This window comes from Bacteroidia bacterium, assembly GCA_037045145.1.
In the GTDB taxonomy this organism is placed as follows: domain Bacteria; phylum Bacteroidota; class Bacteroidia; order AKYH767-A; family OLB10; genus OLB10.
Genome location: JBAOIA010000011.1, coordinates 1,373,763 through 1,389,714 on the forward strand (window position 1 = coordinate 1,373,763; position 15,952 = coordinate 1,389,714).

Consider the following 15,952-nt stretch of genomic DNA (forward strand, 5'->3'; position numbering starts at 1 on the left):
TATATGGCAACAAAAATTAAATTCGGAACCGATGGATGGCGTGCAATCATTGCACAGGACTTTACAGTAGAAAATGTTACACGCGTAGCAGAGGCTACTGCACAATGGTTAAAATCAAAAGGCGGCAAACCTTCTGTAGTAGTAGGCAACGACTGTCGTTTTGCAGGCAACCTCTTTGCCGAAACCACAGCCAAGGTTTTATGTGCAAATGGTATTCATGTAAAACTGGCTCCGGGTTTTGTATCCACTCCTATGGTTTCTTTAGGAACATTACAACACAAAGCCGACCTGGGAATTATTCTAACGGCAAGTCATAACCCACCCTCGTACAACGGATTTAAACTCAAAGGCTCCTATGGCGGACCGCTGTTGCCGGCTCAGGTTTCTGAAATCGAAGATATCATCAAAGACCAATCTACAATAGACACCCATTCACTCTCCCTGGATGATTTTGCTGTCAAAGGACTGTTGCAATGGGTTGATCTGGAATCAATGTACATAGACCATGTAAAAGCAAATTTTGACCTGGATGCCATTAAAAAAAGTGGCAAAAAATGGGCTTATGATGCCATGTTTGGTGCCGGACAAAATGTGATGAAAAAACTTTTTCCCGAAATCACACTGCTGCACTGCGACCATAACCCCGGCTTCCACGGACAGGCACCGGAGCCTATTCATAAAAACCTGACAGAGTTTTCTAACCTTATTAAAAATGCCGGTGATATTGCCTGTGGATTAGTTACCGATGGCGATGCCGACCGCATTGGCTTGTATGACGATAAAGGAAATTTTGTGGACTCGCACCACATCATTCTGCTGCTCATCCACTACCTGCATAAATACAAAGGAATGAACGGAAAAGTGTGTACAGCATTTTCTACCACACCCAAGGTGCAAACACTTTGCAAACACTACGGCCTGCCCATTGACGTAGTAAAGATTGGTTTCAAATACATCTGCGAAATAATGATAAAAGAAGATGTGCTGTTAGGGGGCGAAGAGTCAGGCGGCATTGCCATAAAAGGACACATTCCCGAGCGTGACGGCATTTGGATGGGTTTGGTAATATGGGAGTTTATGGCAAAGTCGGGTAAGTCGCTCAATGAACTCATTCAGGAAGTATATCAAATAACAGGACCATTCTCTTTCGAGCGCAACGACCTTCACATCAAAGAAGAGGTAAAGCAAAAAATTCTGGCCAACTGCATCAGCAACAAATACACACAGTTTGGAAATTACAAAGTGCAGCGTGTTGATGACCTTGACGGATTCAAATACTACTTCGACAATACCAACACCGAATGGCTGATGATACGGGCCAGCGGCACAGAGCCTGTACTCAGAACCTATGCCGAATCATCTTCCAGAGAAAAAGCGTTTCAGATTTTAGATGCCTGCAAGCAGACCTTACTAGGGTAGGTTGAGTGTGCTTGAGAATAAAACTTATTATCTTTGTGCTTTATTCTATATATTACATAGATGTATTTTCAAAAAGCAAATAATAACATTCGTTTTAACCCTCAATCCTTCTTTAAGTCAGGCCAGTGAAAGACTGCTTGGGAAAAAATAAATTCATTAATGAAAGGAATTACCTTAACAATTTTACTGATAAAGTACAGTTGTTGTTTAGTTGCTCAAAAGACTCCTGATGAATCTACTCTTCTTTTAAATAAGAACATTACAGAATGCCTAATACTTGGATTGGATTATCTCGACACAACGCAACGAAAAGAAACGGTGTTGGGTGATTATTATTCCGGTGAATGGCAAAACTATATGTGTTTACAGAATTGGTTTTTATTACTCGGAAGTAAAAAACGAGTAGAGGATTCAAATTGCTTTTCAGTGGCATCTATCCATAATTCACTAGCGAAAATATATCTTAAATATCCTGAATATTCTAATATTCCTAACATGCTTGATTTGTCATTTGAGCGAATTATGGCATATAAAAGTGGAGATGAATTTAACTTTTGGAATTTGCTCCCGCCAATGAGAAAACTTAAAAAAAACGATATTGTCGGCAAACAACCTTTAGTAAGGCGTCCAACACATTATAAATTAAAAACTAAATATATTAACAATGCAGCAAATATTGCAAATGATAATGACGATACAGCATTGGGTTATATAGCTATAGCGTTAAGGAATAGAATTAAAGAAAAAGATTATATCATAGATAGCTCAAGTGCTAAGGTAAAGGCTATAGCACCAATATTCAATCGGTACAGAGATGTCAATAGGAAGAACCGGCATTGGTATAATTACCTTCATGGAAATGATAACAAAACTGGAGCTTATTTAACATGGCTTGCAGATGAATATCAGTTCAAAAAGTGGAATATTCTTAAAGTGGTGGGTCATAATGCAACTTTTTTTCTTCCTTTCAGTGAGTGCTATCCACATGCCTATAAACCTTATCTGCCTTATGGTAGTAATGATATTGATGGAGTTGTAAACGCTAATATATTGTCAGCTTTAGCACTTAATAATGAACTTGATTCCGCAAGTACAACCGCAGCAATAAGTTATATAGAGAAAAAATGTAAAAGTAAAAAGTTTGATCATGTAGGAATTTATTACCCTAACCGTTATCAATTTCCTTATGCAGTATCTGAAGCTTATGCATCAGGAGTTAAGCAGTTACAAAAAAGCACACAATATCTTGTGGAATTTTTGTTAGAAACGCAAAATGCTGATGGAAGTTGGAGCTCTAAACGAATTGTAAATAAGAACGACCGGCTGCAGTCAACAGCATATGCGTTAAATTCCTTGATAAATATTGGAGATTTTGGAAAGAATAAAACGATAAGTTCAATTAATAATGCCATTGACTTTATTCTGCAACATGCAATTAGGGATAGTTTGGGAGTGCATTGGGAAGGGGGTGTTTTTTTTTCAGGTGGAACAGTGGTAAGACATTTTCTTTTTTGGAAATCAGACGCTTATACTACTGTGATTATACTAAATGCTTTCGCTAATCTAAAAAAATATATCGAACAAAATTATAACATTGTTAACTACGGTAAAAACTTTTGAAACTGTTTATCCAAATATCTCTTTTATTGATTTTACGTTCATTTGTTTTTGGACAATCAATTCAAGTTGTCCAAGAAGGCAATAGCTCAGATAGTAGTTTTTATGCTCTTACAAGAATAAATAGTAATGAATTCTGGGCTGGTGGTGAATACGGGATATTAAAAAGGTTAGATTCCGTAGGAAATGTTACCGATATTGGATTCCTGAAAGAGAATGTAAATATTTTAAAAATTGTAACAACTAAAAAATATGCTTTTGTGGCTACTGATAATGGTATTATTTATCGTTACGATTTTGAGAAAAAGCAATTTCTAAGGAAAGAATTTTCTGAATTTAGAAATAAATGTTTTTATGATTTAATAATTTTGAAAAACGAACAAATAGTTGTTTGTGGTGGTGCAAAAGGTATTTCAAAAGGAGAAAAAATAATTCCAAATGGATTTGTAGCTGTTATAGATACTGATTTGGTAACAGCAAAAATTGTTTGGCGTTGTTACAGGAAATTCGTTTGGTCTCTTTTAGAACTTGAAAATAACACATTCCTATCCATTACATTCAACGGATTGAACACAAAAATTATTAAAACAAATAATCTGAAAAACTGGAGAAAATGGGCAATAGTTAAAGGGTTAGTACATAAAATAAATTTATTAGATAATAAAATATGGTATTGTGGCTCAAAGAATATTCAGTATAATAAGTGTGGTATTTCGGGAGAAGTAGCGAAAGGTGAAAAGCAAAAGCAATTTACAAACACAGGCTGCTTATGGTCAATGAATACTATGGCAGGGGACATAGTGTTTGTTACTCAAAGTGGTGAATTGTTGAAAACAAATAACGTAACTAAAGAGACCGAAAGGATCAAGCTTCCTGGTAATCTTACATTATACTGTATCGAAAAAATATCTGAATCAAAATTTTTAGTTGTGGGTCAAGGAAAAAGTATATTCATTGTTGATTTTAAAGCCACATTATAAACACTATATTTGCCTTCACCTTAAATGCCTTCACCTGTAAGGTATCCAATTCGCCCCCTGACAGGTGAAATTCAATGTAAGTAAAGAAAAACCGTTCAGGTTATAAATTGTTAAATATAGAATTATGATGTATCCATTTTTACCCATCGGCCTCATTGCAGTGTTTTTTGTTTACATAGCCTACTTGCTGTTTGTAAAAAAAGACATAAAAAAATTCAAAACAGTATTCTACCCCGGAATGTTTTTCATAGTACTATGGGCAATAATTTATTATTACTGGCTGCGGTGATGGCGTATTATAGCGGCAACGCCACAACATCCAAGCCCTGAAAGGGCTGTATATCTTAACATAGGGTATAGCCCTATGAAGTGGCAACGCCACGACATCCAAGCCCTGAAAGGGCGATATATCTAATCCCAGACATACTTCTCATCATATGCAACATTATACTTTTTAAGATAGGCACGATACTCATCCTGAAAGTTCTTCTTGTTGTGATGTTCGTGTTGATTGGCAATGTAGGCAATTACGTTATCTACTTCTGACGGGTTTACCGAAAATGCTCCGTAACCATCCTGCCAATAAAAGTTTTCATAACCTGCACCTTTTGTTTTTATCCATTTGGATGAATGTGATTTTAATTCTTCCATCAACTTCATAAGTGCTATCTTTTTGGATAGCATACAGAGTATGTGGATATGGTCGGTATAGCCCCCGACTATTATTACTGTGCAACCAAGATTATTACAAACACCACCGAGATAAGCGTGTAGTTCTGTTTCTACCGGTGGATGTATCAGCGGTTCACGGTGCTTGGTACTGAATACTAGGTGTATATAATTTTTTACAAGTGATTGTCCCATATCTTTATTCTTATGTCCTATCAGGACTGGTTATATCCGATGGGCTACACCCATTGGTAACATATTCCGCCCCTTCGGGGCTGTAAGTCCAAACCTTGAAAGGGCTGCATATCTTAACAAGGATGTAGCCCTTTGAAGTGACAAAATCACAAAAAGTGCCCGAGAGGAGACTCGAACTCCTACAGGTTTTACCCCACAGGCTTCTGAGACCTGCGTGTCTACCAATTTCACCACCCGGGCAATAATCAAATACCAACGAACTTTTATTAGTGCCCGGGACGAGATTCGAACTCGTACACCTATTGGCGCCACCCCCTCAAGATGGTGCGTCTACCAATTTCGCCACCCGGGCATTATGGGCTGCAAAAGTAGTAATTTTAACTACTGTAATTTTGTTTCCACGCAATAATCCACTCCTCTTTTGCACGCTATTGCCTTCGCCAGCACTTGAAATGTGTTCTTTATCTTTGCACCAATGTTTAATAAGTTTCACCATTCACTCAGCTCACTTGTTGACCCATTGTGGATTGCAGGTCCATGCAGTGCCGAAGACGAGCAGCAACTGACTGAACTGGCCATCAGGCTAAAAATTGGGGGTGCACATATTTTACGTGCCGGTGCATGGAAACCCCGCACCCGACCCGGTGCCTTCGAAGGCTTTGGCGCTTCTGCACTCAAATGGATCAAAGCTGCTGGAGATGTTTCCGGCCTGCCTGTTATTACAGAAGTGGCTAGTGCCAAACATGTGGAGCAGGCACTTATTGCCGGCATTGATATGTTTTGGATTGGTGCACGCACAACAGTAAGCCCATTCCTCATTCAGGAAATTGCTGATGCTTTAAAAGGAGTAGATATTCCCGTATTTGTAAAAAATCCCGTCAATCCCGATGTCAAATTATGGATGGGTGCCATCGAAAGGTTTATGCAAAGTGGAATTAGCAGAATAGCTTCCATTCATCGTGGTTTTTCGAGCTACGAAAACAGCACCTATAGAAATAAACCTAATTGGGAATTGGCTATCGAACTCAGACGCCTGTTGCCTCACGTACCCATCATTTGCGACCCTAGCCATATAAGCGGTGATGCTGCTATGGTGCCAACGCTCACACAAATTGCATCCGATTTGCAATATGATGGTGTAATGGTAGAAGTGCATTTGAATCCCGCAAAGGCATTGAGTGATGCAATGCAACAAATCACACCCGATGATTTTAGTTATTTAAAAAAACAAACTATTATAAGGCAACCAACAGCCAAGGACCCTGTTGAACTAAGTAAGTTGCACGATTTACGTGATCTGATAGATGAATTAGATAATGAAATTATTGAAAAAATTGCAGGCAGAATGGAAGTAGCACGAAAAATTGGGCAGTATAAGGATCAAAATAATATGGCTATTCTGCAATTAGATCGATTTAAAGAAATTCTCAAATCAAGAACTGAAACAGGGTTGCGCAACCAGCTAACGCCCGATTTTATTTTAAGATTATATAGCCTCATACATGAGGAGTCAATTGCACAACAAGATAAGCAGATGACCAAGCCTGAACTTAGAGCCTCTTCAAAAGCAAATAAACATTAATGGCGTGATTGATTTTGCCGATAGTAGTTACATCCTGACCGGTATTAGAAAACAGGAGTTAATAGATTTTTTGCAGAATTGTAATAATCAAATGCGAAAAATATTTGTGCTATGCGACACCAATACACAAAAGCATTGCTTGCCTTTGTTACTGAAAAAATTCCCGCAAACCAAATCTGCATCTGTATATTCTGTTAATCCCGGTGAAGCGTTTAAAACAATTGAAACGGCAACGGCATTCTGGAAGTTCCTTCTGCAGCAACAGGCAGATAAGCACACTGTAATTATTAATCTGGGTGGTGGTGTAATTACGGATTTGGGAGGGTTTGCAGCCTCACTGTTTAAAAGGGGAGTTGATTTTATTCATGTCCCTACAACCTTGCTGGCTATGGTTGATGCTGCTGTTGGAGGCAAGAATGGTGTAAATATAGATAGCTATAAAAATCAAAGTGGAACTATTGTTTTGCCTGAATATGTTTATATAGATACAGATTTTTTAGAAACACTGCAGCGTGATGAAAAAGTCAATGGCTATGCCGAAATGATAAAACATGCGCTCGTTGCCGGCAAGCCGTTTTATAAAGAACTTTCAGAGAAACGCAATTTTGAAGAATTACAAAGCATTGAAAAGGCAATTTCAATAAAACAAAGAATTGTTGCAGCCGACCCTTATGAAAAGAAAGAACGCAAACTGCTCAACTTCGGTCACACTATTGCTCATGCATTGGAGTCATTTTATCAGTCGCATCAGCAATGTATTTTTCATGGCAGGGCAGTTGCTGCAGGTATAATGGTGGAGTCTTATCTCTCCCGCAAAATGGGTTTTATTTCTGATGATGAATTAAATCATATCACCGAATTTATTCTGTCACTGTTTGCATTTGATGATAAGGTTTTGGATGTTGAAGAACTGTTGCCTTTTATGATGGCAGATAAGAAAAACAAACAAGGGCAAATACGTTTCACATTACTTGAATCTGTCGGCAAAGGAATTGTGGATGTTGCAGTTCCAATAGCAGATATTGAAGAGGCTTTAGTCTGGTTTTCAAAACAAAATGCAAGGTATGGCCTTTAGAATCACAAAACATGATAAATGTGTTGAAGGAGTAGTTGCTATTCCTGTTTCCAAAAGCGAAGCCGGACGTATTTCCCTCATCAACGCACTTCGGGGAGTTTCACAGAATAATGATTGCCGGGCAACAGATACAATTAAGCTGCAGGAATTGCTTTTTTCAAAAGAACAAATCCTTGATGCTGCAGATGGTGGAACTACAGCCCGGTTTCTAATGGCCTATTGTGTTGCTAAAAACAAAACTGCTGTAATCACCGGAAGTCCACGACTTCGGCAACGCCCAATGAGTGATGCTGTTGAACTTTTCAGACAAATAGGAGCAGAGATTTCTTATCTTGAAGAAGAGGGTTTTTTGCCTGTTAGCATTCATGCAACAGAAATTCTGTTTCCTGATGTAGTTCAAACCTCAGCAGAAAAAACATCTCAGCACATTAGCGCAATGATGATGATTGCTCCTTTAGCGGGTAAAGATTTCACAATTCAGCTAAGCGGTGTTTCAAGTTCAATGTCATATATTGAACTAACGGCTGATTTGATGCAGCAGGCAGGAATTAATGTGATGATTTCCGAAAAAAGTATTCGTATAAATGGAAGTTATAACAACAAAATTCTTACAGCCGGTGGCGACTGGAGTGCTGCCTCATATTTTTTTGAAACAGCTGCATTGGCAGATGCGGCAGATATAACTGTTAAAAATCTTAATATTCAGAGTAAGCAAGGCGATAAGATAATTTCCGGATTAATTAAACCATTTGGTGTGGATACAGTGGTTGAGGACAATTTTATTGTTCTGAAAAAGCATAAGAAAACGATTCCTGATTATTTTACAGAAAGCTTTCTACACTATCCGGATATTGCTTTAAGCATGGCAGCAGTTTGTGGTGGACTCAATTGCAAAGCCGACTTGCTGCATCTGCATAATTTAATTATAAAAGAATCAGATCGTGTTTCTGCCTTTCAGCGCGAAGCATATAAGTTAAATATCAAGACAGATTTTTGTGGAGGATCAAAATTAAAAATCCTTGAGGAATCAAACTTAAAGCCTTCCAAAAGTATTTTAAAAACATACAACGATCATCGTTTGATAATGGCATTTGCACCATTGGCATTAAGAACAGACGAACTGTTTCTTGACAATATTTCAAATGTCTCAAAATCGTTTCCTGATTATTTTGAGCAGATGAAATCTTTAGGATTTAATACAGAAGAAGTTTCGTGATTATTTCTTGTATGCAACAGAATAAGGATTTACACCCAATTCGCATTTATATCCCGGAACCATCTCAAGTGTGTTCATGTCTATCTGAGTCAGATTTCCGTTACGTCCTGCACATGCACCACTGTGATGTGGTGCTTCTCCATTAGCATCAACATTTCTGTTGGCTACATAAACAACATCTTTATCATCATTAACAGCAACACCATGTGGCTGCGTGCCTGTATGGATTTTCTTTATTAATATTAGCTGATTGTAGTCTATCACTGCCACCGACCCGCGTTTGCCATTAATAATATCTTCCGTGCATGTAACAAATAAATAAGGTTTCTTCAAGGATAAAGAAAATTCCTGAGGCAATGTTCCTACAGGAATATTTGCAAGCAACGCATGTGTGTTGGTGTCAAAAACGCGTACTTCATTAGTGGCATCGCACGAAATAAAATATTTTGAAAAATCAGGCGAAAAAATAATCTCATGCCCGTTTAAGCCTCCGCCATAAGAGTAAGTTTGAATATTATTGAGCCATTGCGGAAAATCTGCCGGGCTGCCGATGGTATCCACAACGTAATAGGTGCTTCCATTTTGATTGGTGATGTAAAGTTTATCGCCAGTGCTGTTAAAAGCCATACCATGCGGGTAGGCTAAATTTATGATAGGAAGAGAAGTGAACGATGTCATTGGAAAGTTTTCAAGATTTAATACTGCAATCCTGCCTGATGCACTCCAGTCAACACTATAGGCGCGTTTATTGTCCGGAGAAATAACTAACGTTCCCCACTGCCCCGGCATACCATTGCTGAAATCAACCTGATCTACAAAGCTGTCATCAGAAGTTCTGTAGCGTTGTATAATCCCTGAACTAAAAAAAGCAATCAGAAAGTATTTTTCATCCGGTGTAAGTCTAATCATGTGTGGTGCCTCTGTGAAGCCTGCTATATTTCCAACATCAAACCATTTCATCAACAATCCTGATGCTTCGTCAAGAACTGCAACCTGATCGCAGGCTTGATTGGATATGTAAACTTTTTTTCTGTTGTCGTCTTGCGGAAAAATATCCTGACCACAGGCATTCTTCGCACCATTGATAATCCAGTTTTTGATGGTAGAGACTTCACTGTGAGAGAGCGCAGTTTCATTGTATGGCATCTTCGGTTCGTTTCCTGTAAATCCTAAGTCAGCGTAAATATTGCAGAATGAAAACAATGTACTGTAATCGGCATTGCCCGGAATCACCACTGACCCTGCATCATTACCTTTAATCATAGAAGCCCAGTTGGTGAGATTAAGTCCGCTTGCCGCAGAGTTTGAAAGTGTATTATGGCATCCTGCTGTTGCACATTTGTTACTGATAATAGCAGTAATTTCCGGTGGATATTGTGAACAACTGTCTGTTGGCGGAGCCACTTCATCCATTTTATCCCATGTGCATGATGTAAAGGTCAACGTAAATGCCAGGAGCGTTGTAAATAAAAAGAATCTATTAATCATGACGAATGATTATTTTTTTTGTAATATTATTGAATGGTGTTGCAATGTTTATTAAATATATTCCATTAGCAAAAGCTTCTGTTGTCAATAACGTTCTGTTCGATGAAGTGTTTTGAGAATGAATAATTCTTCCTGATAAATCAGTCAGCGTAATTTGTTTTTTTAAGTCATCGTCATCAGTTTCAATGAATAGCTGTGAGTTGGCAGGGTTAGGATAAATATTAACCTGAAAATCTGATATGATATTATTAACGGCAAGTGGGCATCCCGGTAATGAATTAGAATAGAATGATAATCCACCGGCCTGATTGCCTACAATTATTTCCGGAGAGCCATCATTATTAAGGTCAGCCATTGCAGGGGCAGCACGTGGTGGTTCATGAATTAAGTATGCATGATTACTGATCAGGTGAAAACTGCTTCCTGTTGTTGTGCTTATGCTGTCATATAAAAACAAATCACCACTTTCTGAACCAACAAGAAGCTTTAGTGTGCCATTGTCAGAAAATAAATGAGGTACGCTGTAGCCATAAAATGTCTGTGCTGTGTTGGTAACATTGATATTGCCGAATGTAGTTGTCATGAGTATAAATAATGGCGCATTAACGGTTCCGGTATTCTGGAAGTATGATATTTTACCGAATAGCTCACCTGAAATTAAGTCCAATAACCCATCGTTGTTGATATCATAAAGTTGTGGGGTGCTATTGCTGCCTACATCTAAATTCTGAAAATTAAATCCACCGGTTGTTAACGTGTATTGAGGAATATTTCCTGCACCGGCAGTATTGGTGTAGTAATGAAAAGTGCCATCTTCATTACCGAGTAATAAGTCAGCATCGCCATCACCATCAAGGTCGCCAAAGGCAGGATAGATGTTTTTGTAATTGTATTGTTGAAAGGAGCCAAAGTTGCTTGATACCAATGTAAATTCAGGACATGGCCCTGTACTGGTATTCTTATACCAAGACAATGCAGCTTCATAATGTGCAGGCCCACTTTGTGTAATAAAATATCCTTTGTTGCCAATAACAATATCTGTTTTACCATCGGCATCAACATCAAAGAACACCGGCATTGAAGCGGAGCCAACATCAATCATTTCATCAGTAAGAAATTTATTTTTTACATATTGAAAATCGGGAGATGTATTACTTCCGGAATTATGATAATACCAGTTGTTATTCAGATTTTCGGCTTGTGACTCTGTGCAGGAAGAAACAATCATATCTGTTATGCCGTCATTATCTGTATCTAACAAATAAGCACTCGGAAATGTCACATAATTTACAGGACCACCATTGGCTGGAAATGAGGTGTCCTGCCAGTCAATACTATCTGAGCCATTATTACTTGCGCCATTATGCAGATATAGGATGTTGTCGCCTAATAAATCACCATTTAGCAAGTCAGCATCACCATCGCCATCATCATCAAATGCAATCATACACGTACCGGAATGGCGGTTGGATAAAACATCAGCATTGGTATTGGTCAGCGGAATCCTGGGTAAGCCAAGAACTGCACTGTTGGAATTGCTGCTCAATGACATGTGTCCCCACTTTGAATTAACTTCAGACAAGACAAGTGTATCCGTTCTGTTGAATAATTCTTTAGCCATGTTTTCGTGGTATTCAATAAAATTTGCAGAAATCTGAAATGTCAGCACATCAAGGTCGCCATCATTGTTGATATCAAATAATACAGGTTGATTGACTGGCGCTACATAAAGGCTGGTTGTAAAGCAATTTCCACCGGCATTCAGATAACAAGTTTGTAATCCTTGATATTGGAGTGAAAATGATAGTGTCCCGGAAGTAATAATATCATTTTGATAAACATTAAACCCTGAAACAGTACGATTGTAAGTAAAAATATCTTCACGACCATCACCATTATAATCAACAAGTAGACAAAAGTTTGTCATATCCTGAGGAAAAAGTTTTTCATAAAATGGATCATAACGGTAGTCAACATTTCCCGCACTTCCATAATTAATAAAAGTTCTTATTTTAAAAACTCCCGGATAGGTTGACTCCGATTGTTTCTCAAATGTAAATAAATCTTTTTTGCCATCATTGTTCATATCAATAGCCTGAAACATTGCCGAGTTAAAACCTCCGGCCCATGCATTGCGTAGCGGCTGGCCATTTTTGATTACAACAGGTGTGGTGTATTTATTAAATGTCTGTGATGTTGATGTTTGATGAACCATCAGCAATGAAAACAGAAAAACAAAAAAAAATCTCATATTAAAACTTAACAACCTTGTGTGAGCTGAAATGATTGCTTTCAGTAATTTGTAGAATATAAATACCATTATTCAGTCCCTGAAGACTAATAGTATTGATATAGTTTTGAAAGGGGCCTTCCATAATTACCTTGCCTGAAATATCAGACAGTTGAAATCTGCCGTTATGTGAATTGTTTTTATTGAGCTCAAAAACAATATAATCTTTGGCAGGATTTGGATAGACGGTAATATCTTTTTCGAAATGAATATTTTCTGCTAAACCTACAGGCAGATTTTTTGAATAAATGGAAAGCCCTCCTGCATAACATCCGGTAATAACTTCGTCCATGCCGTCACCGTTAAGGTCGGCAATATCGAATGACGCCTGATAGGGTTCGAAAACTGAAAACATGTTTGTAGAAACCTGATTAAATGTGCCACCAAGATTGCCATCAATGTTATCGTATTTCTGAATGTATCCGTTTTCATTTGAAACCAAAAGTTTCGATACACCATTTTCTTTGTAAAAGTGAGGATAACTGAATCCGTAAAAAGATTGTGCATTGCCAACAAAGACATTGCCTAATTTATTGGTAACATAGGTAAAAGCAGGAGTGGTTGCAGTACCTGTATTCTGATAGTAATAAATATAGCCATATCGTTCACCGATAATAAGGTCTAAGAGTCCATCATTATTGATGTCAGCTAAAAACGGAAAGCTATTTGTTCCAACATCAATGTTTTGAAAGTTAAAGCCATTAGGTGCTAGTGTGAATGTTGCAGGCGTTGTGCCGTTATTAAGGTAGTAATGTAAAATCCCATCTTTATCACCCAATATCATATCGGCAAATCCATCTCCGTTAAGGTCGCCAAATGTGGCATTCAACCCAACTCTGCCTAACGAACGCAGGTTGTTAAAGTCATCCGTCACAAACTCAAATTCAGGTAGAGAACCTGTTGTGATGTTATGATAATAAGACAAAGCAGATTCGTAATGTCCACTTGCAGAGTCCTGAGTAAAATAACCGAAGTTTCCTATTATCAGATCTTTTTTTCCGTCATTATCTACATCAAAAAAACGCACATAAGCACCGGAACCTACATCAATCATCTCATCTGTCAGGAAACGTTTTTTTACAAATTGAAACTGATTGCTGTTGTTTGAGCCAACATTTTTATAGAGCCATGAATTTTGAAAATCTTCGGTCAGATATTCTGTACAACTTGAAACAATCAAATCTTTCGCCCCATCATTATCGGCATCGAAATAAAAAGGCGCAGGAAATGTTTTGAATACTGCTGGCACATCATACGATGGAAATAAGGTATCTTGTAAGTGAATGGAATCGCTCACACCGGGCACACCACTGTTTTCCAGATACAGCAGGTTGTTGCCAAGAATATCGCCATTAATCAAATCAAGATCGCCATCGCCATCCTGATCATATCCTATCATACAGGAGCCATTGTGACGTGGTGTTTTTATCAGTGAATCGGGAAGTGGAGGCGGTGCCAGAAAAAAACAATTATTAAAATCGAGAATGGCAGTATTGGAAACGGCACTTAAACCAACTTGAGCATAACACTGTCGTACCTGACGATATACCAAAGTGTCGCAGCGGTTATAAAGTTCTTTCGCATAATTTTCATGATACTCAATAGTGCCGCCAAGTAAGGTAAACGTTAGTACATCCAAATCACCATCACCATTTACATCATGCAGCACAGGAAGGTTTACATTACTCACATACAAATTGGCATAAGCGCCTCCCAGAAATAAACTATGAATTAGTGGGTAAGTTAAGCTAAAGGACAGGTTGTTTCCGGGAGTGACATCATTATGATACACTTCCATGCCGCCCGAATAGGAGTAGGTAAAAATATCTTCATTGCCGTCACAATCATAATCAACCAATAGCACCCAGTCATGCAGGTTTTGTGGAAAAAAACGCTCATAAAAAGGTGCATATATATAATCAACTTGACCTGCCGTTCCCTGATTGATAAAAGTCCGGATTTTATAAGAGCCCGGATAGGCTGCGCCAAATTGTTTATCGAATAAAAACAAATCTTTTATACCATCATTGTTTAAATCAATTGTGCTGTAAAGAGGTGAGTTGATACCACCTGCCCATGGATTTTTTAAGGCCTGATTATTGACAAATACTTTTGGAGAAGTGTACTTGCTGTAGTTCTGTGCATAAACTGTATTAATGGTTGCAAATATTATCAGACATAGCAACAGATGTCTTAAAACAGGGCAGATGATGTTGATTTTCATTTTCTGATATTGAGTCATGACCTTGAAAGGGACTTTCAAAAGTAGAAAAAAAATAGCATCAGCATCGGTTTATTCGTGAATTATTACAACTTTTGCATGAACAAAAAATTTTATTATGCCATCATTTGATATTGTAAATGAAATAGACATTCAGAAATTAGACAATGCCATTAATGTGGCAAAGAAGGAAATTGTTAACCGATACGATTTTCATGGTTCAAAAACAGAAATTGATTTGGACAAGAAAGAAATGCAGTTAAAGATTGTTACCGAAGACCAGATGCGCATGGATGCCATTCGCGATATCATCATCAGCCGAAGTATGAAGCAGGGTGTTGACCCAAAATGTTTTGACTTCGGTAAGGAACAATATGCTTCCGGCAACATGGTTCGAAAAGATGTAAAGATTAAAAAGGGAATTGATAAGGAAACGGCAAAAACTATTGTCAAATATATTAAAGAAACAGGGATGAAAGTTCAGGCATCCATTATGGACGAGCAAGTGCGTGTAACCGGAAAAAAAATTGATGACTTGCAACAAGTTATTGCCGAGGTCAAGAATAAGCCTGTGGAATTACCCTTGCAATATGTCAATTTCCGGTCATGAGGTGGCTGGTGAAAATTAAATGTTGAAATATTTTATTCTGAAAATTAAATCAAAAGCAAATGAAAAAAGTAACAGGCATTGGAGGAATATTTTTTAAATGCAAAGACCCAAATAAAATGCGTGATTGGTATCAACAGAATCTTGGCTTAAAAACCAACCCTTACGGAGCAGTTTTCGAGTGGTATCAGGGAGCAGATAATTCTAAAAAAGGTTTTACTACCTGGAGTCCTTTTGATGACAAGACCAAATATTTTGAACCTTCGTCAAAAGAATTTATGATTAACTACCGTGTTGAAAATATTGAAGCACTTGTTGAAGAGCTGCGTAACTCGGGTGTAACGGTGGTTGATGCTATTGAAACATACGATTACGGTAAATTTGTTCACATACTCGATCCTGAAGGTAATAAAATTGAATTGTGGGAGCCGAATGATGCAGCGTATGAAGAGTTGGGTAAGCAACTGAAAAGTGAGACCACAAAGTGATGGTACAATTAAACACTATGTTGATTTTATAAATTTTAAAATTAGTGGTTTAGTTGTATTTATGTTATCTGCTGAAATAATTAAGATAGGAGCTATAAATCTTTG

At 37.9% G+C, this 15,952-nt stretch carries 12 protein-coding genes and 2 tRNA genes; 8 read left to right on the forward strand and 6 right to left on the reverse strand.

The features are described 5' to 3' along the window. The first annotated feature begins 3 nt into the window (after positions 1-3). The 3 genes from V9G42_06970 (at position 4) to V9G42_06980 (ending at position 4,016) form a co-directional block, all read left to right on the forward strand. Positions 4-1,419, forward strand: a complete 1,416-nt coding sequence (locus V9G42_06970) for a phosphoglucomutase/phosphomannomutase family protein (GenBank protein ID MEI2759162.1) — start codon at positions 4-6, stop codon at positions 1,417-1,419. Between the two features lie 159 nt (positions 1,420-1,578). Further along, positions 1,579-3,039 (forward strand): hypothetical protein, encoded by a 1,461-nt coding sequence (locus V9G42_06975; GenBank protein MEI2759163.1) that lies wholly within the window; start codon positions 1,579-1,581, stop codon positions 3,037-3,039. Then, the gene (locus tag V9G42_06980; protein MEI2759164.1) at positions 3,036-4,016 is read left to right on the forward strand and encodes a hypothetical protein; all 981 of its coding nucleotides are present in this window, start codon (positions 3,036-3,038) and stop codon (positions 4,014-4,016) included. The genes V9G42_06975 and V9G42_06980 overlap by 4 nt, the downstream gene beginning before the upstream one ends. Before the next feature lie 411 nt (positions 4,017-4,427). On the opposite strand, the gene tnpA is transcribed toward V9G42_06980, so the two are convergent. From tnpA to V9G42_06995, 3 genes are all read right to left on the reverse strand, one after another. Next, on the reverse strand, positions 4,428-4,880 hold the full coding sequence (gene tnpA / locus V9G42_06985) for an IS200/IS605 family transposase (protein MEI2759165.1): 453 nt from the start codon (positions 4,878-4,880) through the stop codon (positions 4,428-4,430). Positions 4,881-5,036: 156 nt separating this feature from the next. After that, positions 5,037-5,120: transfer RNA gene (locus V9G42_06990), tRNA-Leu, on the reverse strand. 30 nt (positions 5,121-5,150) lie between these two features. Next, positions 5,151-5,232 (reverse strand) — tRNA-Leu (locus V9G42_06995). A 123-nt stretch (positions 5,233-5,355) separates the two neighbouring features. Between V9G42_06995 and V9G42_07000 the strand changes: the two genes are divergently transcribed. The 3 genes from V9G42_07000 to V9G42_07010 are packed head-to-tail and all read left to right on the forward strand — an operon-like array spanning position 5,356 to position 8,753. After that, positions 5,356-6,462, forward strand: coding sequence for a bifunctional 3-deoxy-7-phosphoheptulonate synthase/chorismate mutase type II (locus tag V9G42_07000; GenBank protein MEI2759166.1), 1,107 nt, complete (start codon positions 5,356-5,358; stop codon positions 6,460-6,462). Between the two features lie 4 nt (positions 6,463-6,466). Further along, on the forward strand, positions 6,467-7,537 hold the full coding sequence (gene aroB / locus V9G42_07005; GenBank protein MEI2759167.1) for a 3-dehydroquinate synthase: 1,071 nt from the start codon (positions 6,467-6,469) through the stop codon (positions 7,535-7,537). Next, positions 7,527-8,753, forward strand: a complete 1,227-nt coding sequence (locus tag V9G42_07010) for a hypothetical protein (GenBank protein MEI2759168.1) — start codon at positions 7,527-7,529, stop codon at positions 8,751-8,753. Before aroB ends, V9G42_07010 begins: the two co-directional genes overlap by 11 nt. Here the strand turns inward: V9G42_07010 and V9G42_07015 are convergent, their stop codons facing one another. From V9G42_07015 to V9G42_07025, 3 genes are read right to left on the reverse strand one after another with little or no spacing between them, the layout of a single operon-like run. Beyond that, positions 8,754-10,241, reverse strand: coding sequence for a hypothetical protein (locus V9G42_07015; GenBank protein MEI2759169.1), 1,488 nt, complete (start codon positions 10,239-10,241; stop codon positions 8,754-8,756). Next, complete coding sequence (locus V9G42_07020) at positions 10,234-12,492, reverse strand: T9SS type A sorting domain-containing protein (protein MEI2759170.1); 2,259 nt, start codon at positions 12,490-12,492, stop codon at positions 10,234-10,236. Before V9G42_07020 ends, V9G42_07015 begins: the two co-directional genes overlap by 8 nt. A 1-nt stretch (position 12,493) precedes the next feature. Then, on the reverse strand, positions 12,494-14,755 hold the full coding sequence (locus V9G42_07025; protein MEI2759171.1) for a T9SS type A sorting domain-containing protein: 2,262 nt from the start codon (positions 14,753-14,755) through the stop codon (positions 12,494-12,496). A gap of 115 nt (positions 14,756-14,870) precedes the next feature. Between V9G42_07025 and V9G42_07030 the strand changes: the two genes are divergently transcribed. Together V9G42_07030 and V9G42_07035 are read left to right on the forward strand one after the other, a co-directional pair. Beyond that, positions 14,871-15,362, forward strand: a complete 492-nt coding sequence (locus tag V9G42_07030; protein MEI2759172.1) for a YajQ family cyclic di-GMP-binding protein — start codon at positions 14,871-14,873, stop codon at positions 15,360-15,362. A gap of 59 nt (positions 15,363-15,421) precedes the next feature. Next, positions 15,422-15,847 carry a VOC family protein gene (locus V9G42_07035; GenBank protein ID MEI2759173.1) on the forward strand — a complete coding sequence of 142 codons (426 nt, stop codon included), beginning with the start codon at positions 15,422-15,424 and terminating at the stop codon, positions 15,845-15,847. Positions 15,848-15,952 lie beyond the last annotated feature (105 nt).